Source organism: Rhodoflexus caldus (assembly GCF_021206925.1).
GTDB lineage: Bacteria > Bacteroidota > Bacteroidia > Cytophagales > Thermoflexibacteraceae > Rhodoflexus > Rhodoflexus caldus.
In genome coordinates this window covers 100,673-125,049 of sequence record NZ_JAJPRF010000006.1, presented here as the reverse complement: position 1 = coordinate 125,049, position 24,377 = coordinate 100,673, and the positions used below count along the sequence as shown (strand labels likewise).

The 24,377-nt window shown below is 47.9% G+C and carries 20 protein-coding genes; 4 read left to right on the top strand and 16 right to left on the bottom strand.

Features of this window, described 5'->3' with window-relative positions; genetic code table 11:
- Positions 1–115 precede the first annotated feature (115 nt).
- From NDK19_RS09175 to NDK19_RS09135, 9 genes are all read right to left on the bottom strand, one after another.
- Entirely contained in the window at positions 116–1,435 is a 1,320-nt protein-coding gene (locus tag NDK19_RS09175; RefSeq protein ID WP_250631577.1) for a cation:dicarboxylate symporter family transporter, read from the bottom strand.
- Between the two features lie 9 nt (positions 1,436–1,444).
- Entirely contained in the window at positions 1,445–2,359 is a 915-nt protein-coding gene (locus tag NDK19_RS09170; protein ID WP_250631576.1) for an AEC family transporter, read from the bottom strand.
- Positions 2,360–2,395: 36 nt separating this feature from the next.
- Positions 2,396–5,338: a TonB-dependent receptor domain-containing protein gene (locus NDK19_RS09165; RefSeq protein ID WP_250631575.1), complete on the bottom strand. Its 2,943-nt coding sequence runs from the start codon at positions 5,336–5,338 to the stop codon at positions 2,396–2,398.
- 41 nt (positions 5,339–5,379) lie between these two features.
- Positions 5,380–6,360, bottom strand: coding sequence for a FecR family protein (locus tag NDK19_RS09160; protein WP_250631574.1), 981 nt, complete (start codon positions 6,358–6,360; stop codon positions 5,380–5,382).
- Positions 6,361–6,425: 65 nt separating this feature from the next.
- A complete protein-coding gene (locus tag NDK19_RS09155; RefSeq protein ID WP_250631573.1) occupies positions 6,426–10,724 on the bottom strand; it encodes a gliding motility-associated C-terminal domain-containing protein in 4,299 nt (1,432 codons plus the stop codon).
- 12 nt (positions 10,725–10,736) lie between these two features.
- Complete coding sequence (locus NDK19_RS09150; protein WP_250631572.1) at positions 10,737–11,687, bottom strand: calcium/sodium antiporter; 951 nt, start codon at positions 11,685–11,687, stop codon at positions 10,737–10,739.
- Positions 11,688–11,752: 65 nt separating this feature from the next.
- The gene (locus NDK19_RS09145) at positions 11,753–12,850 is read right to left on the bottom strand and encodes an oxygenase MpaB family protein (protein WP_250631571.1); all 1,098 of its coding nucleotides are present in this window, start codon (positions 12,848–12,850) and stop codon (positions 11,753–11,755) included.
- A gap of 31 nt (positions 12,851–12,881) precedes the next feature.
- Positions 12,882–14,351 (bottom strand): toxin-antitoxin system YwqK family antitoxin, encoded by a 1,470-nt coding sequence (locus NDK19_RS09140; protein ID WP_250631570.1) that lies wholly within the window; start codon positions 14,349–14,351, stop codon positions 12,882–12,884.
- 37 nt (positions 14,352–14,388) lie between these two features.
- On the bottom strand, positions 14,389–15,069 hold the full coding sequence (locus NDK19_RS09135) for a hypothetical protein (RefSeq protein ID WP_250631569.1): 681 nt from the start codon (positions 15,067–15,069) through the stop codon (positions 14,389–14,391).
- A 54-nt stretch (positions 15,070–15,123) separates the two neighbouring features.
- Between NDK19_RS09135 and ruvB the strand changes: the two genes are divergently transcribed.
- Positions 15,124–16,152, top strand: a complete 1,029-nt coding sequence (gene ruvB, locus NDK19_RS09130; protein ID WP_250631568.1) for a Holliday junction branch migration DNA helicase RuvB — start codon at positions 15,124–15,126, stop codon at positions 16,150–16,152.
- Positions 16,153–16,165: 13 nt separating this feature from the next.
- Here the strand turns inward: ruvB and NDK19_RS09125 are convergent, their stop codons facing one another.
- The 3 genes from NDK19_RS09125 to NDK19_RS09115 form a co-directional block, all read right to left on the bottom strand.
- Positions 16,166–16,582 (bottom strand): response regulator, encoded by a 417-nt coding sequence (locus tag NDK19_RS09125; protein WP_250631567.1) that lies wholly within the window; start codon positions 16,580–16,582, stop codon positions 16,166–16,168.
- A gap of 75 nt (positions 16,583–16,657) precedes the next feature.
- Positions 16,658–17,599, bottom strand: coding sequence for an ROK family protein (locus tag NDK19_RS09120; protein WP_250631566.1), 942 nt, complete (start codon positions 17,597–17,599; stop codon positions 16,658–16,660).
- A gap of 1 nt (position 17,600) precedes the next feature.
- A complete protein-coding gene (locus tag NDK19_RS09115; RefSeq protein WP_250631565.1) occupies positions 17,601–18,758 on the bottom strand; it encodes an acyltransferase family protein in 1,158 nt (385 codons plus the stop codon).
- Between the two features lie 218 nt (positions 18,759–18,976).
- On the opposite strand from NDK19_RS09115, the gene lepA reads away from it, so the two are divergent.
- Positions 18,977–20,764, top strand: a complete 1,788-nt coding sequence (lepA, locus tag NDK19_RS09110; RefSeq protein WP_250631564.1) for a translation elongation factor 4 — start codon at positions 18,977–18,979, stop codon at positions 20,762–20,764.
- Between the two features lie 83 nt (positions 20,765–20,847).
- Here lepA and NDK19_RS09105 read toward each other — a convergent pair whose 3' ends face one another.
- The 4 genes from NDK19_RS09105 to NDK19_RS09090 all read right to left on the bottom strand — a co-directional run bounded on the left by NDK19_RS09105 (position 20,848) and on the right by NDK19_RS09090 (position 22,425).
- Entirely contained in the window at positions 20,848–21,039 is a 192-nt protein-coding gene (locus NDK19_RS09105; RefSeq protein ID WP_250631563.1) for a PspC domain-containing protein, read from the bottom strand.
- A 66-nt stretch (positions 21,040–21,105) separates the two neighbouring features.
- Complete coding sequence (locus NDK19_RS09100; RefSeq protein WP_250631562.1) at positions 21,106–21,801, bottom strand: OmpA family protein; 696 nt, start codon at positions 21,799–21,801, stop codon at positions 21,106–21,108.
- Entirely contained in the window at positions 21,794–22,162 is a 369-nt protein-coding gene (locus NDK19_RS09095) for an MmcQ/YjbR family DNA-binding protein (RefSeq protein ID WP_250631561.1), read from the bottom strand. Before NDK19_RS09095 ends, NDK19_RS09100 begins: the two co-directional genes overlap by 8 nt.
- Before the next feature lie 47 nt (positions 22,163–22,209).
- On the bottom strand, positions 22,210–22,425 hold the full coding sequence (locus NDK19_RS09090) for a DUF6728 family protein (protein WP_250631560.1): 216 nt from the start codon (positions 22,423–22,425) through the stop codon (positions 22,210–22,212).
- A gap of 136 nt (positions 22,426–22,561) precedes the next feature.
- On the opposite strand from NDK19_RS09090, the gene NDK19_RS09085 reads away from it, so the two are divergent.
- Together NDK19_RS09085 and NDK19_RS09080 are read left to right on the top strand one after the other, a co-directional pair.
- A complete protein-coding gene (locus tag NDK19_RS09085) occupies positions 22,562–23,062 on the top strand; it encodes a hypothetical protein (RefSeq protein ID WP_250631559.1) in 501 nt (166 codons plus the stop codon).
- Between the two features lie 8 nt (positions 23,063–23,070).
- The gene (locus NDK19_RS09080) at positions 23,071–24,345 is read left to right on the top strand and encodes an aminotransferase class V-fold PLP-dependent enzyme (protein ID WP_250631558.1); all 1,275 of its coding nucleotides are present in this window, start codon (positions 23,071–23,073) and stop codon (positions 24,343–24,345) included.
- Positions 24,346–24,377: the final 32 nt, after the last annotated feature.

The window sequence follows — 24,377 nt, the reverse complement described above, 5'->3', positions numbered from 1 at the left end:
TTTTGCGAGCTTTTAGTTATTTGCAAACTATTGTATACATTTGCCGCATCATATCACCTTCAATATATATTAACTGTTACTTAGCCGGAAAGCTGTTGGCTTTTCGGTTATTTTTTTATACCTTGCTTTCCGTAAGCGCGGGTTTTTCAGCCGACGGGTTGGCAATCGGGTTGTTAAATGCAATTTCCATCTGCCCGCGGTCAAACTCTTTTTCGTTGTTGGCAAGCCACACCGTAGCTACTCCGTTGCCAATAAAATTGGTAATGGCGCGAGCCTCCGACATAAACCTGTCCACCCCGAGCAGCAGTGCCAATCCTTCAATCGGAATGACTTTGATGGCTGTCAGCGTAGAGGCAAGCACAATGAAACCGCTGCCCGTAACTCCTGCCGCACCTTTGGAAGTAACCATCAGAATGCCGATGATGGTCAGTATTTGTGTGGTATCTAAGTGTACATTATATACCTGTGCAAGAAAAATAGCTGCCATTGACAAATAAATAGTCGTTCCGTCTAAGTTGAAAGAGTAACCTGCGGGAACAACCAGCCCCACCACCGGTTTTGAACAGCCCATGCGTTCCAGCTTTTCCATCAGGGAAGGCAGCGCAGCCTCCGATGAAGAAGTTCCCAGCACAATCAGCAGCTCATCGCGGATATATTTCAAAAAATTCCACAAGCTGATGCGGTATGTGCGCATGATGTACCACAGCACAACAAAAATGAAAAGCGCCATCGTGGTATAAACCGTAATCATCAGTTTGGCAAGCGGCAGCAGTGTTTTGATGCCATATTTGCCGATGGTAAAAGCCATGCCGCCAAACGCACCTATCGGAGCAAGCAGCATGACTTTATGCAGCGCCCAAAATACTTTTTTTGAAATTGGATTCAGAAAGTCAATAATTTGTTGCCTGCCGGAGTAGTTGCTCATAAACGTTCCGAACAAAATGGCCACCACCAGCACTTGCAGCGTAGAGTTATCCATAAAAAACTGCCACCAGCTAAACTCGGCGGAGGCTTGCGTATATTTGGAAATATCGCCTCCTTTCACCTGATTGGTAACAACGCCATCACCGGGGCGTATGATGTTGGCTACCGCAATGCCTATGATGAGCGCTACGGTTGTTACTACTTCAAAATAAAGCAATGCCTTTGCACCTACTTTGCCTACCTTTTTCAGGTTGCCCATGCTGATAATGCCCAGCGTGATGGTAAGAAATATGATGGGGTTAATGAATATTTTGACAATACTGATGAAGGTTTTGCCTAAAAATTCGCTAAACGTTGCGCCTATTTCAAACTCTTGTCCCAAAAAACGCGTTTTGATGGGGGCTTCCATGATTTTGGCCAGCGCCCATTCCGGATAGAAATGCCCCAGAAGAACACCGAGCGTGATGGCAGTCAGTACCCAGAAGGTAAGATTGGTAAATATTTTTTTCATATCGCCAAATCAGTTGAACCATTGTAAAAGGTAGTAAACAGGCAATGCCGTCAGCAGGGAGAGCGGCAAACCGATACCCACCATAGCCGAGGCCAGCGGGGGATTGAGCCCATATTGCGTGGCAATAATGGCAGCGGTATTCATAGGCCCCAGTGCTGCACCGATAACGCATATTTCGGCAACCATACCCTTTTGCCCCGCTATTGGGAACAGCACAAGCCAAACCAGCACAGGTGCCAACAGCAGTTTGAAGCCTAAACCCGTGTAAATATGCTTCAGCAGAGCGCGTTTGCCCGACAGGTCTATCTGCAAACCTACTGAAAACAAGGCCAGAAAACTGAACGGAGCCGCAATTTTTTGAAGGACTTCTCTGGCAAGCGGCGGTATGGCCAACCCTGCCATATTAATGCCGATGGCAAATATAAAGGCCAGAAAAACAGGGAAGCCCAATACGTTGAGCAATATTTTTTTGAACGAAGGTGTGCTGGAAGCATAATAAGAGGCGGTGATTACTCCGAGGGTTGCACAAACCATGAAAGAGCCGGCCTGACTCATCAAAATTCCGATTCGCAAGCCCTCCGCACCGTAGAAAAGTTCAAAAATGGGAAACCCGAGAAAGGAGATGCTCGGGATGCCTGCGGTCATAATCAATACCGCTTCGCTGTGAGGGTGCGTGCGGTTGAGTTTGCCCGTTACTTTGAAAAAAAGAAACCCCGCGGCATATAAGCACCAAGGCATCAGTATGGGCATGAGCACATGCCTGTTCAGGTTGGCTTCAGAGCCGTAAATGAGCGTAGCAGCGGGTAAACAAACATATAAGATAACCTGATTAATCACTTCGTGCGCATTGCCTTTGAGGAGGCCGCTTTTTTTGAAAGCAGCCCCCATTGTCAGGCAAGCAAGCAGGAATAATATGTTTGTCATGTTGTAAAAAAATCGGTTGCGTAATGCCGCACCCCATCAGAAGTTAAGCGAGGCATTAATATAGTAGAACGCGCCGTTAAAGCCGAACTGGTTGGCATTTCGCGTAAACGGCGTTTGTCCGTTAAAGTAGGATGCGTAATTGGTAAATACCCGGTCGGGATATACGTCAAAAATGTTGTTGCCGCCCAGTGTAATGGCAAACTTATCGGTAACGTTATAGGTAATCACTACGTCGGTGAGGGTTTTGCCACTGAAAGTCTGGCTGCGGTGCGGCAAGTTGGCCGGTTTTTCCCAAGCGGTAACAGGGCCAAAATAGTTGAAGCGCACGGTTGTACTGAGTTTTTTCCACTGATAACCCAATGATACAAGTACTTTTTCGCGCGGCTGACTGGTTTCTATCAGCGAAATACTGATGGTATCGAGCAGTACGACAGGGCGCGCAGAGCCTTCCTGCAATTGCGAAGAAGTAGGCTTAATGCGGCTAACTTGTGTGCGGTTCAGCGTCAGTGCTACGCTGGCATTAAAACTCTTACGCTCGTTGAAAGCGTGTTTGTAGGTAGTAACCCAGTCAATGCCCTGTGTGCGGGTGTCAATCTGGTTGGTAAAGAAGGCCACTTCCTGAAAGCCCGGGAACAGATTACGCAAGGCAGGAATATTATTGACAATCAGGTTTTCGGTTACGATAATTCTGTCCTGAATATCAATCTGATATGCGTCGAGCGTAACCAGCAGTTTGTCCTTGATATTAGCAGTTACGCCGAGGTTATAGTTCCACGAGGTTTCGGCTTTGGGTTCGCTGATGCCTAATTGGCGGAGGCGAGGTTCATCGCTGCGCAACTGTTTGGTCTGGCGGATTTCGCCGGCCTGAACCGTAGAGGTGGTAACGCTGTTAAAAATCTGTTGCAGCGAAGGCGCACGGAAACCGCGGTTGATAGAACCTCTGACAGAGAAACTTTCAGTTAGTTTGAGGCGGGTAGCCACTTTTCCCGAAAGATTGCTGCCAAAGTCGCTGTAATTTTCGTAGCGCAGTGCGGCTGCCAAAAGGAATTTATCGGTAATGTCCGATTCTACGTCCGCATAAACGCCGATATTGGAGCGGGTGGTATTGGTTTCGTCTTCAGGGGCAATACCCGGGCGACCGCTGGAACCCGGCAGTTTGCCGCGAGTACGCGCCAAAGGCCCTACGAGGTAAGAGTTAGGGTCGCCGCGCACCAATTGGAAGCGGTCTACACGGAATTGGCTGCCCAGCGCCACGTTAAAGGTTTTGGTACCTAAGAAGCCGATAAAGTTTTTAGACAAATTGACCTCTGTGGTGCTTTGTCCGAATGCACTTTTGCCTACGTAAAAGTCGCGGGGCGAATCTGCACCCATAGAAGGGTTGGATGTATTTTTAGCCTCCAAGTCCAGCGAGTTGTAGCCGTAGCCTGTGCTGAAATCAAAATTCCACTCGCCGAACACTTGTTTGCGGATACCTACGACACCTGAGTAGTCAAGGGTTTTGCCGGGCAGTATGGGTGAGTAACCGTCCGGCCATATGTCTGTATTGGAGTTGGCATTGGTAGGGATGGCATTGCGGAAAAATCCGAATGCTTTGATTTGCTTTTGAGAGTAGCCGCCAAAGCCATACAGCATCCACTTGTTGTTGATGGGGTAGCCAAAGTTAGCAAAGCCCTGATAGGCTGTGGTTTGGTTGCTGCCATATTCCGATACGCGGAATTCGCCGTCTACCGGCCATACGCCGCGTGCAGCACGGGTAGCGCGCTCGGTGGCAGCGTTGGTAGAGTAAATATTGCCGTTGAACGGGTCAGAGCGGTCTGTACCGTCGGCATGTTGATAATGCAAAGTCAGGTTGAGGTAGCTTTTGTCTTTGCCTAATCGGAAGCCGTAGTTTACGCCGGCCATGTAAGTGGCTCCGTCGCCTTTGGTAGTAATACCAAACTGCGACATGAATTTGCCTTTGTTTACGCTTTTGTTCAGGCCGACATTGACAATACCGGCAATGGCATCAGAGCCGTATTGCGCTGCCGCACCGTCGCGCAGAATTTCCACGCGGTCAAGTGCAAGCGCCGGAATGGTGTTCATGTCCGTTACAACCGTTCCTTTACCAACCGTAATGTTAAGGTTTAATGCTGAAAACTGATGGCGGCGCTTGCCTTCAATCAGCACCAGCACTTGGTCGGGGGAGAGGCCACGCAGCGTAGCAGGGTCGGCATAGTTAGCCACACCGTTGATACCGTATTTGGCAGAGTTGAACGAAGGCGAGGTAAATTGCAGCATTTGACCCAATTCTACCTGACCTGTGTTTTGTAAGTCCTTGAAATTCAGTACGTCAATGGGTGCAGGGCGTTCTACGTCTGTACGTGCGATATTGGAGCGTGAGCCTACGATAGCCACTTCACTCAATTGAAGCGAAGCATCTTCCAGCGTAATGTTTAATGTTGTTTCATCGCCAATGGTTACTTCCTGTGTTTTGTAACCGATAAACGACAACACAAGCGTCTGGCCTTTATCGGCATTGATGGTAAAGTTGCCGTTGGTATCGGTGGTTGTGCCTTTGCTGGTTCCCTTGATAACGATAGAAACACCCGGCATACCTTCGCCCGCCGCATTGGTTACTTTGCCCTTAATCGGATTGTCGGGTAAGGCAGGTGAGAAATCCATGGGCAGGCTGAGGATAATTTGGTTGCCTTTGGCAGTGTAGGAAATGCCCATAGGCAACAATAATTTGTTCAATACTTCGGACAGCCGCTCGTTTTTTGCCTCCAAATTAATTTTTCGTTCTGCATGAATTGCTTTGGGGCTGTATATAAAACGCACATCGGCTGCTTTTTCTATTTGAGCGAGTGCGGTTTTCATTTCCGCATTTTGAACGCTGACAGAAACATTTCTTTCCAGTAAATCTATACCGGCCAGAGAGGGCGCTTGCCAAAGCAGAATCGCAAGCAGGGTAAGCATGGAGTGTGTAAGTAACTTTTTCATTTTCATTATACGTATTTAGGTTGAATAAAGCAAATGGCGTATCAGTCGCATCCCGCCCCGACAATCAGGATGGTTGTGCCTTTAATTTGGTAAGATGCGCCGATGGCTTGCGCTACCGCATCTAATTGCGCATACATATCCATCTGATTGAGGTTGCCGGTGAGGTTGCAGTTAGCTAACCGATTGTTTTCCAGTGTGATTTGTACCTGATAGGTTGTCTGTAAGTCGTTGATAACGTCCGCCAAGGGGGTTTCTTCGTAATTGAATGCAGGGGGTTTGGCAGTTACCGGTACGGGTTTTTCTACCAGAGCCGTAACAAAGTGCTGTTGTTCGGCATAATAAACCACCTTTTGATTGGGCGTAAGCAGCACGCCGTTGTTTTTGTCATTGACCGAATAACGTTCCGAAACGGCCACTCTGCCTGTTCGCACGGCTACTTCGGTTTTTGCTTCTGCCGTTTGGCGAACAAAAAAACTTGTGCCCAACACCTTGATTGCCAAGTCGCTGGTTTTGACGTAGAAAGGTTGAACAGGCCGATGGGTAATATCAAAAAAAGCATCGCCTTCCAGCAAGACTTCCCGAATCGTATCGGCAAATACATCGGGGAATTGCAAACGTGCACCGCTGTACAGGATTACTTTGCTGCCATCGGGGAGGAGTAATTGTTTGGGCTTGCTGTCGGTATTGGCTATGCGAAATTGTTCCGCAGGGGTTCTGTTAAAATAATACCAACCTGAAAAACAGACGATTAGCAATGCTACGGAAGCGGCTATGCGCCACCACATTCGGCTGTAAAGCGGTTTTACAGTTGCAGCGGGTGTATTAGATTGCTCGGTTTGCAGCATAATACGGCTCCACATGCGGTCGGTGATGTGCTGCCATTCTTCATCCGATACTGCCGACTGTGGTCGGTCTTCTTTCCATGCCTCAAACCATTGCTCAACCATTAAACGCTCCTGCGGTGTACAGGTGCCGTTTAAATACCGCTGTAAAAGTTGATTAAAAGCCTGCTTGTTCATCATCTTACGGTGTTTCTAACCATAAGAAACGCAAGCAGGCTGTATCCCTAAACTCGGAAGAAAATTTTTTATTGTTCGGTAATTACCTGTACCCAGCCGCGGCAGGTTTTGCCTTCGGGCGAGGTGAGTAGGTAGAAGTAGGTTGCGCTTGTACCTTCACCCCCCCAGTCGTTGCGGTAATTGGACGATTCAAAAACAGGTTTGCCCCATCGGTTGAATATTTGCAATTTCCAATTGTCGCGAATGTTGTTAATAACGAAGAAGTCATTTTTGCCGTCATTGTTGGGCGTAATCACATTGGGCGGCAGGATGTTTTCTATGGGCACTTCAATGGTGCGCGTAGCCGTACATGCGCGATTGCTGGCCGTCAATGTGATGCGATACACACCCGAGCGCGGATAGGTTACAGTGCCCGGTGTTTGTCCGTTGAATGTTACGCCGTTGTCTAACGACCATACAAAATTGGTTGCATTGGTAGTGCGGTTGATGAGTTGCAGTGTTCCGGGGCTGCCGCACTCTGCCGATGTAACAGCTTCAAAGTCAATGTTGATGGCCTGAAAAACTTCTACGGTTACGGCAGTATCCAAAAAGCATCCGCCTGCATCAAAAATGCGCACCTGATAGCGGGTGGTTTGCGCAGGTCGGGCAATGGGGTTGGCAATATTCGGATTGCTCAAACCTGTGGCAGGTGTCCACTGATAGCGTGCGCCGCCCGTGGCATTCAATTGTGCAGATTCATTGGAGCAAATAACCGTATTGGGGCTGAGCGTGATACCTGCGCGGAACAGCGCCTGATTAAACCCATTGACATTGACAAAGGCACTGTCGCGGGCAATACATTGTCCGTTGCGCACTGTCAAACGAATCAGGTAGCGCCCGTTGGCGGCGTAGCGCTGCGTTGGCGGCTGAAAGCCTTCAAAGGTTCTGCCATCGCCGAAGTCCCATGTGTAGGTTTCGCCGTTGTTGGTGCCGTTGTTGGTGATGCGTACCAATGGATTGGGTTCGCATTGTCCTTCTACTGCCGCGGTAAAGCGCGCCACCGGTTGCGGCACAACGGTTACGATAAGGAAAGTATCGCGAATACAGCCGCTTTCGGCTTCTACCCGCAAGTTATAGCGAGTGGTTTGTTGCGGCGATGCAATGGGGTTGGCAATATTGGGGTTGCTCAAACCTGCGGCAGGTGTCCAAGTGTAGCGTGTGCCGCCTGTGGCCGTTAATTGTACCGATTCTCCGCTGCAAATAGTCGGCGGTGCATTCAGCGACACCACCAACTGCGCACTGATGCGCACGGTAGCCGTGTCGCGGCTGATGCAGTTGCCTTCAATGGCGGTGAGAATAATGCGATAAGTACCCGGGCGCTCATAGCGGAAAATGGCAGGCTGTCGGCCGGAGAAAGTCCTGCCGTCGCCAAAATCCCATTCAAAACGCTCGCCTCCCGTAGAGTTGTTGGTAATGCGCACAAAAGTTGCAGGGTCGCAAGGGTCGGCTAATTGTGCGGTAAAAGCAGCCTGCACATTGCGCACCGTTACTGTAACCGTTGTGTCATACGTACATCCGGTAGGGCTGGTCGCACGCAGGCGATAGGTGGTAGTTTGCGTAGGTCGGGCAATGGGGTTGGCAATATTAGGATTGCTCAAACCCGTGGCCGGCGACCATGTGTAGGTGCTGCTTGGGTCGCGAGTATCGGCAGAAAGTTGCACGGCTTCGCCGCGACAAATGGGCGGAGGCGCAACCAGTCGCAGTTGCCCCGGGCGCACCCGAACCGTATCAAAAGCCTGTGCCGGACGACACAATATATCGCTTTCTGCTGTCAGTTGGATGGCGTAGCGCCCTTCGTTGGGGAATACAAAGCGTGCATCGCGGACGGTTGAAGTAAATACAACGGTATTGGTTGCCAAATCGCGGACTTCCCAACGGAAGCGAGTGGCGTTGGTGCTGCGGTTCGGAAAACGAAAGTCGGCAGGTGCACAGAGTTCTTTGGTGGGGTTGCCTGCCGCATCGGTTGTCAGGAAGGCCGCGCGCAGTTCATCTATGTCAATTTTAAAAGCCGCATTGTTGCAACCTGTTGCCGATGCGCGGTTGGTGGTAGCCCAAACCCCGGGCGTAGCGGGGAATCCGTTGCTTCGGCAGGCACAAACCGAGTGGTAGATAACTCCATTTTTATCAAAACGGCTGGTGCCGCCGTCCACATGGTCGCCGTCGTCCAAACTGTTTCCGCCAATATAGGTGCCGTAGATGAGTGAGCGCGCATTGCTGCTAAGTACGGCAATGTAGAAATCATCGCCTGCAAAGGCAGAGGCTTTGATGGCATCGGGAGTAACGGGCATACCTGTAACAGAGGTCGCCTGACCTGCCGTTGAGCCCGGGTAGGGGGGGAAGTTGTTGGTAATGCCTCCCCATCCGGCCAAGTAAATATTGCCGCATTCATTCACCAAAAATGCGGTAGGCGATATGTCGGGTCTACCGCGTGAAGCCCCCACAACTGTTGAAAACAAGGTGCGGTTCAGCGTTGGCGGCAAGGCATGAATGAACTGTCCACTGCCTCCGTTGGCATACACGTCCGCTGTGATGGGGTAAGCACCCACAGTAGTGCCAAATACATAGACGTTGTTTTGCTGGTCTAAGTCTAACAAATAGGCTTGGTTGAAATTGTTTGTACCCAAAAATGTACTGTTCAGCAATACACCTGCCGATGACAACCTGACCACGAAGCCATCGGTTGCACCTGCGTAGGTACTGATTAAAGCGCCGGGCGTGATAGGGAAACTGGTACTGGTAGTTCCGCCGCAAACTACTACTTCACCTGTTGAAGCTATGCGAAGGCTGTAAGCAGCGTCAAAACCGTTTCCACCGAGGTAGGTACTCCAATCCAATATGCTCAAAGTCGGATTCATGCGAAATACCACGCCATCGGTTGCGCCGTTGAGCGTGTTGGCAAAGGCATTGCGCACAGGGAAGTTAGCAGAACGCGTACAGGAAGCGATGTAAACATTATCATTAGCATCTACTACTACCTCGCCGCGCAGTTCGTCCCCATAGTTGCGAATCAGCGGTGAAAGAAAGGTGATGCCCTGAATTTCGCGGAGGTTTACCCCGTCATTGCCGGTGCCGCCAACATAGGTAGAGGCTATCAGTTGAGTGCCAAGGTTGTTGAGAATACTGATAAAAATATCGGAACCTGCCAAGTATTGCATACCGCCGATGGGTTCGTGCGCTACTCCTCCGTTATACGTGCGGTCAAATGCGGCAGTAGTGGTAGGAAAATTTGCAGAGCCGGTAGTACCGAAAATTATCAGTTGATTGCGGTTATTGACAATCATGCTGTGCGGAATTTCCGTATTGCCGCCGCCTAAAAAGGTGGAAAACAATAAATTACGACCGTCGGGACTGAATTTCTGCACGGCAACATCTACCAATTCGCCGAACACCACTTGAAATGCGCCAATGGTAACGGGAAAATTTCTGCCGAAAACGGTACCTCCTGTGTAGGTATTACCCTCACTGTCAAAGGTGGCGCAGTTGCCCCAGTTGTCGCTGATAGAGCCTGAATAAGTTGAAAATACGAGTCGCGGGTCTATGATGAGCGGATAGTTTGCGTTGTACCCTTTCGGAAAATCAAAACGCAGCACATCGCCGTCTAATACAAAACGAGAAGGGACTTCCACTTCTGCTCCGTCAATCACCTGAAAAGTGTAGGGCTTATATTCGGTAATGGTTTGCAGCGAGGATTGTACGGTCAGGTTGCCGTTGGTTTCCAGCTTGATGCCTGTTGCACCCTCATAGTGCAAGGCAATGAGCATGGGATTGGCTTGGGGAGCTACCTCAAACTCATATTTTAATGCCGTACTGTTCGTAAAAATGCGCATATCAATTCCTTCATAGAGTTGTTCATAGCGCACTTCGGCATATGATTTTACGTTGGTTGCCCAGCGGCTTTCATCCGAACCGATAAAATAGTTTTGCAGGGTAGATGCAGGCAGCAGCCCGTTAATTTGGGGGGCAGGATTTGCATTGACAAAATGCACCCGCACACCGTGTGCCTGTATGGTTCTGACAGGTATCGGGGCAGCCTGTTCCGCGCGCGAAAGTTGCGATATGCCCGAATCGTTCCTAAGATTCCTGCCGTGTTTGAGGTCATTGACGCGTTGCTGGTCGTAGAAACCGTAGTGTATGCCATTGTTCATCAGGAAGAAAAAGCCGGCGGGAATATCTGCCCGATAGCGGATTTGCTGTTCCCACTGTCCTTTGTTCTCCGTAAACAGGTACGCATGTTCAGCTTGTTGCAGCCTTCTTCCAAATCCGTCACCTGCCTGCAAGCGGAAAATAACACCTGAAAAAATCAACCATAAGAAGCACAACTTTTTCATTATCAACGGTTTTTATTGTTGGTAAATTAGCAGTGAAATGTAGGCGATATATATGGTAAGCAGCACGCCCCCTTCCCATCGGTCAATGCGTCGGCCTTTACCCGTAAAAAGGAATACGAACATGGCAATGCTGATACCTATGTTAATCAAAAGTTCCGTATTCATGGCAGGGTTAAAAGGCAGCGGTGTAACAACTGCGCTTGCACCCAAAATGAGAAATATGTTCATAATATTAGAACCTACCACATTGCCGATGGCGATGTCGGAATTTTTCTTGTAGGCCGCAACGGCAGAGGTAGCAAGTTCGGGCAGTGATGTGCCTGCGGAAATGATGGTCAGTCCTATAACGGCTTCGCTTACTTGGAATGCGCGTGCCATCGCTATGCCGCCTTCTACAATCCATTTCCCCCCGACAACGAGCCCGCCAATGCCTAACAGAATGTAGGCAATGGATTGGTAAAGCGGCAAAACAGTTATCGGTTCGCCGGAGTCGGTATCGGAGCGGGCAACATCGGTAACGTAATACATAAATATGCCAAAGAAACAAAGCATCAAGAGCCCTTCGGAGCGGGAAATAACCGAAACCGCTTCACCATTGAATAAGGTATCATTGGCAACTAACCATGCTACAACGGCAGCCAGCAGGCAAAGCGGTATTTCTTTCCAGATTGTATTGTGTTTGACATCAACGGGGTTGAGTACTGCCGACAGCCCCAAAATCACCATCACATTGAAAATATTGCTGCCAATGGCATTGCCGATAGCCATATCTGTGCTGCCCTGTATGCCTGCCGTGAGATTGACAATCATTTCGGGGGCGGAAGTGCCCAGCGCAACAACGGTTAGGCCGATAGTCAAATCGGAAACATTAAAGCGTTTGGCCAATGAAGAAGCGCCGTCCACTAACCAGTTAGCGCCGAAGATGAGCAGGAATACACCTACTACAAACAGAAAATACGTCATATTTTGCGTGTAAGAATAGGCTAATTTAATGGCTTTCGCTTGTTATTTCACTATTTGGCAATTTTTTAAGACAGCCGCTCCGGTAACCGATACGTCAGCTTGCCGTAGGTACGTTGCAAAATATTCTGAAAATCAGCAGCGGAGTTGCTTGCGGAGGCGGGGCGTAAATTTTTGAGTTGAAAAATACCGAAAAGCGATGAAGGAACGCCGGCAGCGGAAATCCTAAGCAGGTTGGCGATGGAGTCGCCCAGCAGAAAGCGCATGTAGGCAGGTACGAAGCCTTTTACCTGCATCAGCGGAGAGGCCGTTACATTTTCTTCTATGCTCTCAATCAGTGCACGGGTGAGTGCCGTGCCTTCGGGCGAAGGTCGGAACTGCCGTTGTGCAATGGCACGGTCTAAACGCGCGGCTACTCTTTCATCGGCAGGCAACAGTTGCTCCTGTACACCCAAAAAGTGCCCGATGACGTTCCACAAATGGATAAATGCAGCGGCCTGTTCGTGTGCAATGGCATGACCTGTTTTGCGTAAACCCTGTATGATGATGAACGAAAAAGCCAGATTCGTGCCTGCCATATCCTCCTGATTTACAGGTACTCCCAACTGCTCATCGTTCCACTTGCCCGAACGGCGGATGTGGTAGCGCACGGCAGCGTGCATCAGCCTGACGGTAACAACCGTGCGCATTGCTTGGGGCATTTGTGCTTGGGTGAGGTCAAATATATCATCGGTGTGTACGGCAAGCACAAACTGAGCGGTTTCTGCCAATCGGCGGCGTGTGTCTTCCGCAATGCGTCGGGTGCGATACAACACTTTTGCACCATCGGCGGCGGCATAACAATAGGGCAAAGACAGGAAGCCGAGCAATAGCATAATGTCTTCCGCATATTGGCGGAAAAATGCTCTGCCCGTTTGCAACTGCTGCTTATCTGCCCAGTCGGGCATTTGTTGATAGTGCAGCCAAAACGGATGCTCGGGATACAGCATCAGGGGCAGGGGCGTATTTTTTTCGGAAGCCCATTGATGAAGCGCCGGCAGTGCTTGGCGCGGGCTGTCTTCAAACAGTAAAGATATAAAGGCGTCAGCAGGCGCATCACCCTGCTGACGCATGGCTGTCAGCCACTCGTTAATATTGCTTTGAGTAAAACGTTGGATGGTAAGCACGTTTTTTTAACATGCTGTTGTCTGTATTTGTTTAATTTCTTACGGGTGGCGTGGTTGTAGAAATAATTTCGCCTTTCCGCCACATTTCTGCGCGCAGCAGTTTGCCGTTTTCGTCATAATACAGCCATTTGCCAAGTTTGCGGTCGCCAAGTTGTTTGCCGTAAGACTCCAACTTGCCGTTGGGGTGATAATTTTTGACATCGCCGTTGATTTTGCCGTTTCTGTACATTTGTTCGGAAGCTATGTTGCCGTTTTCGTGGTAATATTTTTGCCAGCCTTGAAGAGTTCCCTTAACAAAGTTTTCTTCCGCTGCCGTTTTGCCGTTGCGATGCCACGAAAGGCGCACCCCGTCTATTCTGTTTTCTACGTATTTTTCGCGGCGGCGCAGTTGTCCGTTGTCGTGGTAATATTCCCACGTGCCCACAGGCTTGTTGGCTACATATTCCTGTACGTTTTGGAGGTTGCCGTTTTCGTAGTAAGACTTAATCTTGCGGTCTTGTTCGTTGTTGCGGTAAACGATGCGTTCTTTGAGTTTTCCGTTTTCGTAGTAGTAGTCGTTAGTGCCCTGCAACTTACCTTGTTGGTAGTTGAGTTCGCTTTTCAGCGCACCACTCTCATAATAACTTTTTACCGTGCCGTGCAGCACTGCACCCAAAATGGCCGTCATGGAGTTTTGGCCTTCCAGTAAGCCCTTTTGCTTCATCAGTACGCGCCCTTCAATAACTTTGGTGCCGTTGGGGCTGAATTTTTTAAATACGCTGTATCGTTGGTTGTCGCGCAGGATTTCGGTTTGCAACTGCCCGTTGCGGAAAAATGAACGAATGGTATCTCCCGAAATTTGCCCGTTGATATAATAGACCTCACTTTGCGGATTGCCGTTGTCGTAAAAAGTCGTCAGTTTGCCGTGTTGCAGGTGTTTTTTGTAATGGGCAATTTCTTTCGGGTTGCCGTTTTCGTAATACTCAATGGCAGGGCCGTTCAACGAATCGCGCTCAAATACGGCCTTTGACTTGATTTTACCGTTGGGAAAGTACGTGTAAAACGTGTCTTGCAAGGCATCTTCAACAAATTTGCCCCTTTGCAGCACGCGCCCTTGCAAGTCATAAACAATCAGTTCACCCTGCCGCTTATCGTTTTTACACTCATATTCCAATTTTTTTTGCCCCGTAACGTAAAATTCGGTGAAAGTACCTTCGCGCTTGCCATTGACAAAGTTGCCGTTGGCTTCCAACTCGCCGGTTTCGTAGTAGCGCACATATTTGCCCACCATGTTTCCTTCATCAAACTGTCCTTTGGTTTTCAGCTTGCCGCTTTTGTAGTAGCTTGTGTATGCGCCGTGTATCACCTCTTTTCCGTCTTTTTCTTTCACGAAATATTCCTCCTTAACGGCCGTATCCACCGAATCAAAGTGTGTAATTACTTTTTTCAACGATTGTGGCCAAGCCGTATGCGCAACAACTGTCATCAACAGCAGCCATACTGTCAGTATTCGGTTTCTCATAAATGCAAACAGGTCAGTTTAAAAATCGGGGTAGTTGTTATTGCATAGTGGTTATTTGCGATAAACGGTTGTTTTCTGCAAGTTTCTGCATATACCGAATGCCATTGCCTACATAATAACGGTCGTGGGTCAATGGTGCACCGATTTTCGGGTATGGTTTTCCGGTATTATGAAAATGGAAGGCATCGCGGTATGCCTTTTTTTTCAGTAAATGACCATAGTTTTGTTTTGCCCAAACCATGCCGTGATACAAACTTCGTTCGCCTTTTAGTTCATCAATATGGATGCCAAGATGTATGGAATGGTAGCCCATAATTTGCAACGGTCCCCAAGAGGTAGCCATTTGTTGTAAGGTTTTTTTACTGCGTCCTTTCAAATGTGCCTGTCTGATACCGCTGTAAGCAGGTATGGTACCTTGCTGTACGGCCAATAACTGTGCAAATACATGCGGCTCGTAGCGGCTGCCCGGCGGATAATTACCCGAACATTCCAACAAAATCAATGCTTTAAAATAATTGACAGGTAAATCCAATTGGCGTGCAAATAGTTCCACACGCCTGCCGTAGTTCGCATTCACTTTTTTGATGGCAAAGGCCACTGCCAAATCACTCGTATTGGCACGCAGCGGTCGCTGCCGCCAGAAAACATACGCAAGGCTGATAAGGCAGCCCAAACCCAGCAGGATGAGCCAAAAATACGGACGTTTGAATATACCCATACGAGGCAAGCATTTCAATTATTAAATATTTAACTTTGCATAAACAGTTTGGCTATGCGCAAAGACTATCTCAGCGGCGAACCCGGCGAAAATAAAGAAGATAAAGAAATAGAACGCGCATTGCGCCCTCTTACGTTTAGCGATTTCGCCGGTCAGGATAAAATCGTTGAAAATTTAAAAATTTTTGTAGAAGCTGCCAAAATGCGTGGCGAAGCATTAGACCATGTATTGTTGCACGGCCCTCCCGGGCTTGGCAAAACCACGCTTTCCAATATTATTGCCAACGAATTGCGCAGCAACATCAAAATAACTTCAGGCCCTGTTTTAGACAAACCAAGCGACCTTGCCGGCCTGCTTACCAATTTGGAGGCAGGCGATGTATTATTTATTGATGAAATTCATCGCCTCAACCCTGTGGTAGAGGAATACCTCTACTCGGCAATGGAAGATTACAAAATAGACATCATGCTCGATTCAGGCCCTTCTGCGCGTTCCATCCAAATCGGGTTGAATCCGTTTACTTTGATTGGGGCTACCACTCGTGCCGGTTTGCTGACTTCGCCGCTGCGCGCGCGTTTCGGCATCAATGCCCGTTTGGAGTATTACAGTGCCGAGCTGCTGATGAGCATCGTAAAACGTTCTTGCGATATTTTGATGACTCCCATAGACGACGAGGCAGCCTATGAAATTGCTCGCCGCAGCAGAGGGACACCGCGTATTGCCAATAACTTATTGCGTCGCACTCGCGACTTTGCGCAGGTAAAAGGGCAGGGTAAAATAACTATTGATATTGCCGAAATGGCACTGGCCGCGTTGGATGTAGATAAAAACGGCCTTGATGAGATGGATAACCGTATTCTGCTGACGATTATTGAAAAATTTAAAGGAGGGCCGGTAGGAATTTCAACAATTGCCACTGCCTGTGGCGAAGAAGCAGAAACGATTGAGGAGGTGTATGAGCCTTTCCTGATTCAGGAGGGTTATATCAAGCGAACATCGCGGGGGAGAGAAGCTACGCCACTTGCCTACAAACACCTGAAAATTACGCCGCCATCTCAATCAGGCACTTTATTTTCAGATTAAAGTCGGTTTAGTTTTAGTGCAAACCGTTTAATTTTTCTTTCACCTTTTTGAGTGCATCGTCAGTAAGCGGCTTGGTAATGAACGTGATTACGTATTTTTCGCTGATGATGCGCTCTATGTCGCGTTTGTTGTCCGAGCTTGATAATACCACAATTTTACATTTCTCTTTCACGTTCTCAGGGAAGCGACTAAACTCAAAGAGGAAACTAAAACCATCTACAATGGGCATGTTGATATCCAAAAAAATCAAGTCGGGCAACAAAGCCGGGTCTGATTGGGCTTTTTCCAAGTACTCCAAAGCTGATTTTCCGGAGTTTTTTACTTCAATTTTAGGGGCAAATTTGGTTATTTCAATGATGCGTCTGCTGATGAAATTATCAGTATCACTGTCATCCACAAGCATCACCAAGTTAATATTGCTGTAACTCATAGTAGTTGTCGTATCTTTTGTATTCGCATGAAAGTAGAGCAAATATACAGTTTTCGGATAATTTTACATCAAAAATCATCCTTTGTTTCCAAATGAAAGCATGGCAGCGCCAAACACTCCCGCGCTGTCGCCTAATTTGGGGCGGAGCAAGAGTATCTCGGGATTATTGTTGAATATATATTTTTTGGCTTCCAATGCTCCTAACGTATAAAGTTCGGCAATATTGCCTACGCCGCCGCCCAATATGATGGCATCGGGATCTAAAATATTAACAATGTTGGCAATGGCTTTGCCGAAGAAGTAAATCAATCGATCAATGGTGGCTGTTGCGTGCGGGTCGGTGCCCTCTTTGTAGCGCTGATAAATGGCTTTGAGGCTGTCTTTGCGGCCGCTGATTTGGGCATAATACTTCTGCAAGCCTGTGCCGGAAAGAATGGTTTCTACGCAACCCGTTTTGCCGCAATAACAAGCACCGCCGCTTTCATCTAGGAAATTGTGCCCCCATTCGCCGCCAATGCCTTGTTTGCCGTTGATGAGTAAAGCCTCACCCGAAGGTGTGCCAAAGACTACTCCGCCGCCTACTCCTGTGCCCATAATGACCCCAAAAACCGACTCAAAACGAGAGAGTTTTTCGGGGACAATACCCAGCGTAGCTTCTGCCAGTGCAAAACAATTGGCATCATTGGCAATATGTACGGGAATCTGCAACAGGTTTTCCAAGTCTTTGTGCAGCGGTTTACCGTTTAGGCACAGGGTATTGCTGTTGCGCATCAGGCCTGTGGTCGGGCTAATGCTGCCCGGTGTGCCGATGCCAATCTGATGGGGTTGCGTTCCTACAATGGCGGCAAGTTCGCTGCAAAGGCGGCTAATTTGCCCCAGTACGTGTTCGTAGCCCTTGTCTGCTTCTGTGTCTATCCGCAGGCGGGCTGCCACATCGTTTGCGTCAGGTGAACGCAATACAACGCCTTCTACTTTGGTGCCGCCCAAATCAATTCCCCAGATAAGATTTTGTGCCATCTCAAACTTTGATGATAATGTTTCTTTTGAACATCCACAACAGTACTAAGTACCAAGCACTGACCCACGTAAGTGCATAGGCAAGCGATGCGTTGTTCGGGCTTAAAAATTTACTGTAAAACAGATATAAGACAGTGTTAATCCCTACGCGGCTGCCTTCATAATCTACCTTGAACAGGCCGAATGTTTCTGCCAGCACACCGCTCAATACAAATACGATAATTGCATTAACGCCATATACCTGAAACGGGAACGCCCAACGGCGATAGCCGCGTTGGTCAATGAAATAATAGCAAAGCGCCAGCCCGCACATGGCTTGTCCGCCCGTAAAAACCGCATAGGAACTTGTCCAGAGGGGTTTGTTAATAGGGAAGAACCAATCCCAGACATAGCCTGCAATTACCAACAGACAGCCTTCGGCAAACAAACGCACGGTTTTTTGTTCGCTTGTCCATTCTTTGTTTTTCATGGTCAGTCCTGCGCGGATGCCGATGATAGCTGTAACAACGGCAGGCAACGTACTGAGCAGCCCTTCGGGGTCGCGTTGCCGCTGTGCGCCTGCCCAGAGGTGGTCTTCGGTTAGGATGAGGCGGTCTATGTAGGCAGCCAAATTGCCAAACTCCGAGTCAATACTGCCTGCGCCATAGCCGGGCACTTCTACCCACAGCATCAGCCCCCAGTAGCCAAACAGCAACACCAATGCAATCCGATAAATTGCGGCTGGCTTCAGATACAGAAACAGCAGCGAAGCAATCAGGTAGCAGAGTGCAATACGCTGCAATACGCCCATAATCCGAATGTGTGTTACTTGTTTGGAAATGGTCATGGCATCAAAGTCCCAAAAAGGATAAGCCGACATGAAAAGCCCCAAGCCGAAGATTTTTGCGGAGCGAATAAAAGCCTTGCGAACTGCCGCCCGTTTGCCTTCCTTGCTTTGCTCCACCGTTGCCGAAAGTGCAAATACAATAGCAACGCCAACAATGAAGAGGAAAAACGGAAAAACCAAGTCGGTGGGTGTCCAGCCGTGCCAAGCGGCATGACTCAGCGGGGCATACATGTGCGCCCAAGAGCCCGGATTATTGACTAAAATCATGCCGGCAATGGTAATGCCGCGAAAAACATCCAGCGACATTAGCCGTTGTGAAGCAGCTATGCTCATAAATTACAGTTACAGTTACAGTTACAGTTACAGTTATAGTTTCCATTTTCAACAGGTTATCCCCCTGCCGGGGCATTGGCGGCAGGCAACGGCAAAAGTTGCAGCCGACGCTAACGGTTTGCTAATTACTGAATTGATAGGAATAATGCAATTCTTTTCAGCAAACCCTTTTGCTCACAATAGGTTATATCGCTGATTTCGCGTTAATTTTGCAGTCTATGAAGAACATTCGCAACTTTTGCATTATTGCTCATATTGACCACGGAAAAAGCACGCTGGCCGACCGCCTGCTGGAATATACCAATACCATCACTAAGCGGGAAATGCAAGACCAGTTGCTTGACAATATGGATTTGGAGCGCGAGCGCGGCATCACCATTAAAAGCCACGCCATCCAGATGAATTATCACTACAAAGGTGAACACTATATATTCAACCTGATTGATACCCCCGGCCACGTTGATTTTTCTTACGAAGTGTCCCGTTCCATTGCCGCCTGCGAGGGCGCATTGCTATTGGTAGATGCTTCGCAAGGCATTGAGGCTCAGACTATTTCTAACCTGTTTTTGGCCTTGGGCAATAATTTGGAAATTATTCCCGTGCTGAACAAAATTGACCTGCCCGGTGCAATGCCCGAGGAGGTAAAAGACCAAATGGTTGATTTGCTGGGCTGCCGTCGGGAAGATATCATCCCTGCCAGCGGCAAAGAAGGTATCGGTATCAAAGAAATTCTGGATGCGGTGGTGGAGCGTATTCCGCCACCCAAAGGCGACCCCGAAGCGCCGTTGCAGGCACTCATTTTTGATTCGGTTTTCAACAGTTTCCGCGGCGTGGAAGTAATCTTCCGCGTTATGAACGGAACTATCAGAAAAGGCGACAAAGTAAAATTTTTCAACACGGGCAAAGAGTACAATGCCGACGAAATCGGTATTCTCAAATTTAAGCAAGAGCCCGTGCAGGAAATGTCGGCCGGTAATGTAGGATATCTGATTTCAGGTATCAAATCTGCCCGAGAGGTAAAAGTAGGTGATACAATCACGCACGTAAACAATCCTTGTAAAGAAGATATCAAAGGTTTTTCAGAAGTAAAACCGATGGTATTTGCGGGTATTTACCCCGTAGATACATCCGAACTGGAAGACCTTCGCGCATCGTTGGAAAAACTCCAACTCAACGATGCAGCCCTTGTATGGGAGCCGGAAAGTTCTGCAGCGCTGGGCTTTGGCTATCGCTGCGGGTTTTTGGGCATGTTGCACATGGAAATTGTGCAGGAGCGTTTAGAGCGCGAGTTTGATATGACCGTATTGGTAACTGTACCGTCCGTGTCATTCCATGCCTTCACTAAAAAAGGCGAGCAAATTGTTGTGAATGCTCCCTCCGAAATGCCCGACCCAAGTGTGCTCGATTGGGTTGAAGAGCCCTACATCAAAGCACAGATTATTACAAAGGCAGAATACATAGGCCCCGTAATGACTCTCTGCATGGACAAACGCGGCATTCTTGTTTCTCAATCATACCTCACAACCGACCGCGTGGAGATGATTTTTGAAATGCCGCTTTCCGAAATGGTTTTTGACTTCTTTGATAAGTTAAAATCCATTTCACGGGGCTATGCTTCGTTGGACTACGAACTGATTGGCTATCGCGAGTCGAACATGGTGAAGTTGGATATCCTGCTAAACGGTGAAAAAGTTGATGCGCTGTCTGCCATTGTCCACCGCGACAAAGCCTACGAGTGGGGCAAAAAACTTTGCGAAAAACTCCGCGAACTTTTGCCGCGTCAGCAATTTGAAATTGCCATTCAGGCGGCTATCGGTGGTAAAATTATTGCCCGCGAAACCATTAAAGCCCTCCGCAAAAACGTGTTGGCAAAATGTTACGGCGGCGATATTTCCCGTAAGCGCAAACTGTTGGAAAAACAGAAAAAAGGTAAGAAACGCATGCGCCAAATTGGCAGCGTAGAAGTGCCGCAAGAAGCATTTATGGCTATTTTGAAGATAGACTAAGCATCAAAGAAAAAGGCTGCCTCAACGAGCGCAGCCTTTTCTTTTTAGTTTAGTGATTTAGAAGACTCTATTTACTATTCATTTTACCAGTATCTTTCTTGGGGAAGAACTGCTGCCAATACGGCGTAGAGAACAATGGGCATGCCTACACCAAAAACGGTAGCTACTACAAAACCCACGCGCAGCAGGGCAGGGTCTATGTTGAAGTAGCGGCCTAAGCCTCCACATACGCCGGCTACCATTTTGTTTTCCTGAGATTTGGTAAGCAATTTCATGGCTGTAAGTAATTTGACGATTTATGCATTTGTACGAACAGCCTGTCAAAAGGGTTACAAAATTTTTTAATAATCTGTAATAATTAACTCTACTCTCCGATTGACGAGATGTTCGGCATTGCTGCATTTAACGTCGTTTCGGCAATGGTTCAGCAGCCGCGTTTCCCCGTAGCCTTTGGGGGTTATGCGCTTGCCGTCTATTCCTTTGCCAATCAGATAGTCTGCGATGCGAACGGCGCGCAGTTGCGAAAGCCCCAGATTGAAGGCATCGTCGCCGCGGGAGTCGGTATGGACGGCTATTTCAACCTTGATGCGACTGTTGAGCGAGAGCAGTAACTGCAATTGCAAAAGTGCGGGTTTAGACTCCGGCAAGAGTGAATCGGAACTGATGTCAAAATAAATACTGTCTATTCGGAAAGGTTTATTTTTCTCAAGTTTATTCAACTTGATAGGTAGCCGAAAGGAGGATTGCTCGCCAATGGTGTTAATTTTAATAGCAGGCTGTGCAAAATACTCTTTGTGCAGGGCTGTTATCAGGTATGATTGCCCTTGTTGCAAACTGACCCTGTATTTACCCGCCTCGTTGGTCAAAATGCGCATTTGGTTGGTGCTGGTGTTAGACGTAACTACGACCAGTGCTTCGGCAATCGGGAGGTTATCGGCGGCATCGGTTACTTCTCCCTCGACAGTGTATGTAATTTTTTGAGCCGCCGCCGCTTGTAACCAAAAAGCGAAAATGCAAAACAGCCACTTTTTACGCATCGGTTGAAGAAATTGCCTGAATAGATACTTGTACTTTTTTGGGAAGACTGAGGCGCACAAGCTCATAGGAGTGGCGTACCCATCGTATGATTTCCGCATCGGGCACATCGCCGTTCACAACGATAGTGTTCCAATGCTGTTTGTTCATATGATAGCCCGGCTTTATGTCGTTGTACTTTTCGCGCAGTTCAATGGCAGTTTCAGGGTCGCATTTTACATTAATGCTCTCAAAATCATCCACATAGGTAAGGGCAAATATTTTGCCGCCCACCTTAAAAACCAGTGTTTGTTCGTCAAAAGGAAACTCCTCGACAGTTCCTGCCAGTGAAAGGCAAAATTCTCTGAAAGCCTCTATGTGCATATGCTTGCGATTGTATGCATATGCAATTAATAAAAAAAAGTGAAAACTTACAGGAAGAGCCTGCGGACAATAATGACAATCAAGCAAAAAAGAAACATCAGAATAGAAATGCGGTTGATGCCGTGCATCATGCGCAGGTTGAAATTGATATGCCCACTGCCGCCGTCTTTCTTAAAAACACGCAGAAAATAGCCTAACATAGGGCCTAAGGAAAGATAATCGGCAAGAGTATTTTTCTCTCTTTTAACAGGTTCTTGTGTCATGATTTTAATTTGTTTACGGGCTATTAACAACAAAGTTAAACACAGTGTTTCAATAACTTGAATTAATCAAACCACGAAAATTATATTTGTAAGGCGCGATTGACTAAGCATTGTATCAGTACATAGGTTGTTGCAGATGATACAGTTTTTGCCGGTTTCTAAAAATCCGAAATCTTGTTTCCTCACTCAAATTATACAAGTTGCTATGATAGGTGATTTTCAGGTTATTTATGAAGGTGCATTACTGCGTTGTCTTGTTCATCCGTTGAATGGAGTGATGTATTGTGAATGGTTTGCTACATCAGATATTCCTTCGGATGAGTTGTTGCGTCAAGAAGTTACAAAATGTTTTGAGTTGATTTGCACTACGGGATGTAGACGAGTTCTTGATAACAGTGTAAAAGTAAATTATCCTATTCTACCCGAATTACAGGAGTGGGTAGCTGTCTATATGCACCAAATAGCAAATCAAGGATGTTTAAAAAAATATGCTATTGTAATGCCTGAAGATATGATAGCTGAACTGTCTAATGAACAGATTATGGATGAGGTGAGTCAGGTACAACAAAGTGAAAAAATACTTGATATTGGCAATTTTTCCAACGATAGCGAAGCATTAGAATGGCTTTTACTTTAATAATGTCTATGCAAAGACGCAGTTTCATCCGTAAAACGGTGGCAGCTACTGCCGGAAGTGCCTTCCTATTGCACAACGATACGCTTGCTGCTTTGGCACATGAGCTTGCAGGCTTTCGGCGCGACAATATCGAGCAATTGGCACGCGATGAGCGATTTTGGCTGCCTGTTCAGCGGGCTTTTCGCCCTTCGCCCCATTTCATCAATTTGGAAAACGGCTACTTCAGCCCCATGCCGATGGAAACGCAGGAGGCATGGATGGACAATATTCGGGAAATTAACGGGTTGCATACGTTCTATATGCGCCGCCGACAGTTTGAAGAGCGCGATAACATCCGCCGCCTGCTGGCAGAATTTGCAGGTGTTTCTCCCGATGAAATTGCTTTGCTGCGCAACACAACCGAGGCATTGGACAACCTGATTATGGGTTTGCCGCTGCAAAAAGGCGATGAGTTTATTATCACCGACCAAGACTACCCCAATATGGTAGAGGCCGTTCATATGCGCGCCAAACGAGAGGGTATTGTTGTTAAAACTATTTCGCTGCCACTACACCCGAAAAGCGATGCAGAGGTGCTGCAAGCCTACGAACAGGCCATAACTGCCCGCACCAAAGCCATGCTGGTAACACATGTGATTAACCTGACAGGGCAGGTGCTGCCTGTGCGCAAGTTGTGCCAATTGGGCAAGCAGCGCAATGTGGAGGTAATCGTTGATGGTGCGCATGCTTTTGCTCAGTTAAACTTCAAAATTCCTGATTTGGGTTGCGACTACTACGGCACAAGCCTCCACAAATGGCTTTGTGCGCCGCTTGGTTCGGGAATGCTTTACATCCGCAAGGAAAAAATAGCCAATATCTGGCCGCTTTTTGGCGATGTTTCCACAGGAGAAAACAACATCCGCAAGTTTGAACGCAACGGTACACAGCCCTGTTCCAACCATTTGGCGATTGCCAATGCCATTCGTTTTCATCAGTTAATCGGCAGTGAATTGAAAGAAGAGCGCCTGCGCTATTTGTGCCACTATTGGGCGGAGAAAGTGGCATCGCTGCCTCATCTGACCCTCAATATGCCGTTGGAAAAAGAACGTTCCTGCGCGCTGGGCAACGTTGCGGTAAAAGGCATGAAGCCTGCCCAATTGGCCGATTTTCTATACGATAAACATCGGATTTTTACCGTGGCTATTGATATGCCGACTGTTAAAGGCGTGCGAATTACGCCGCACCTGTACACCTCTCTTTCCGATTTGGATAAATTAGTGGCAGCCCTGAAAAGTCTTGCCTGAATTGCATACCTTTGCGCCCTGAAAATTAAATA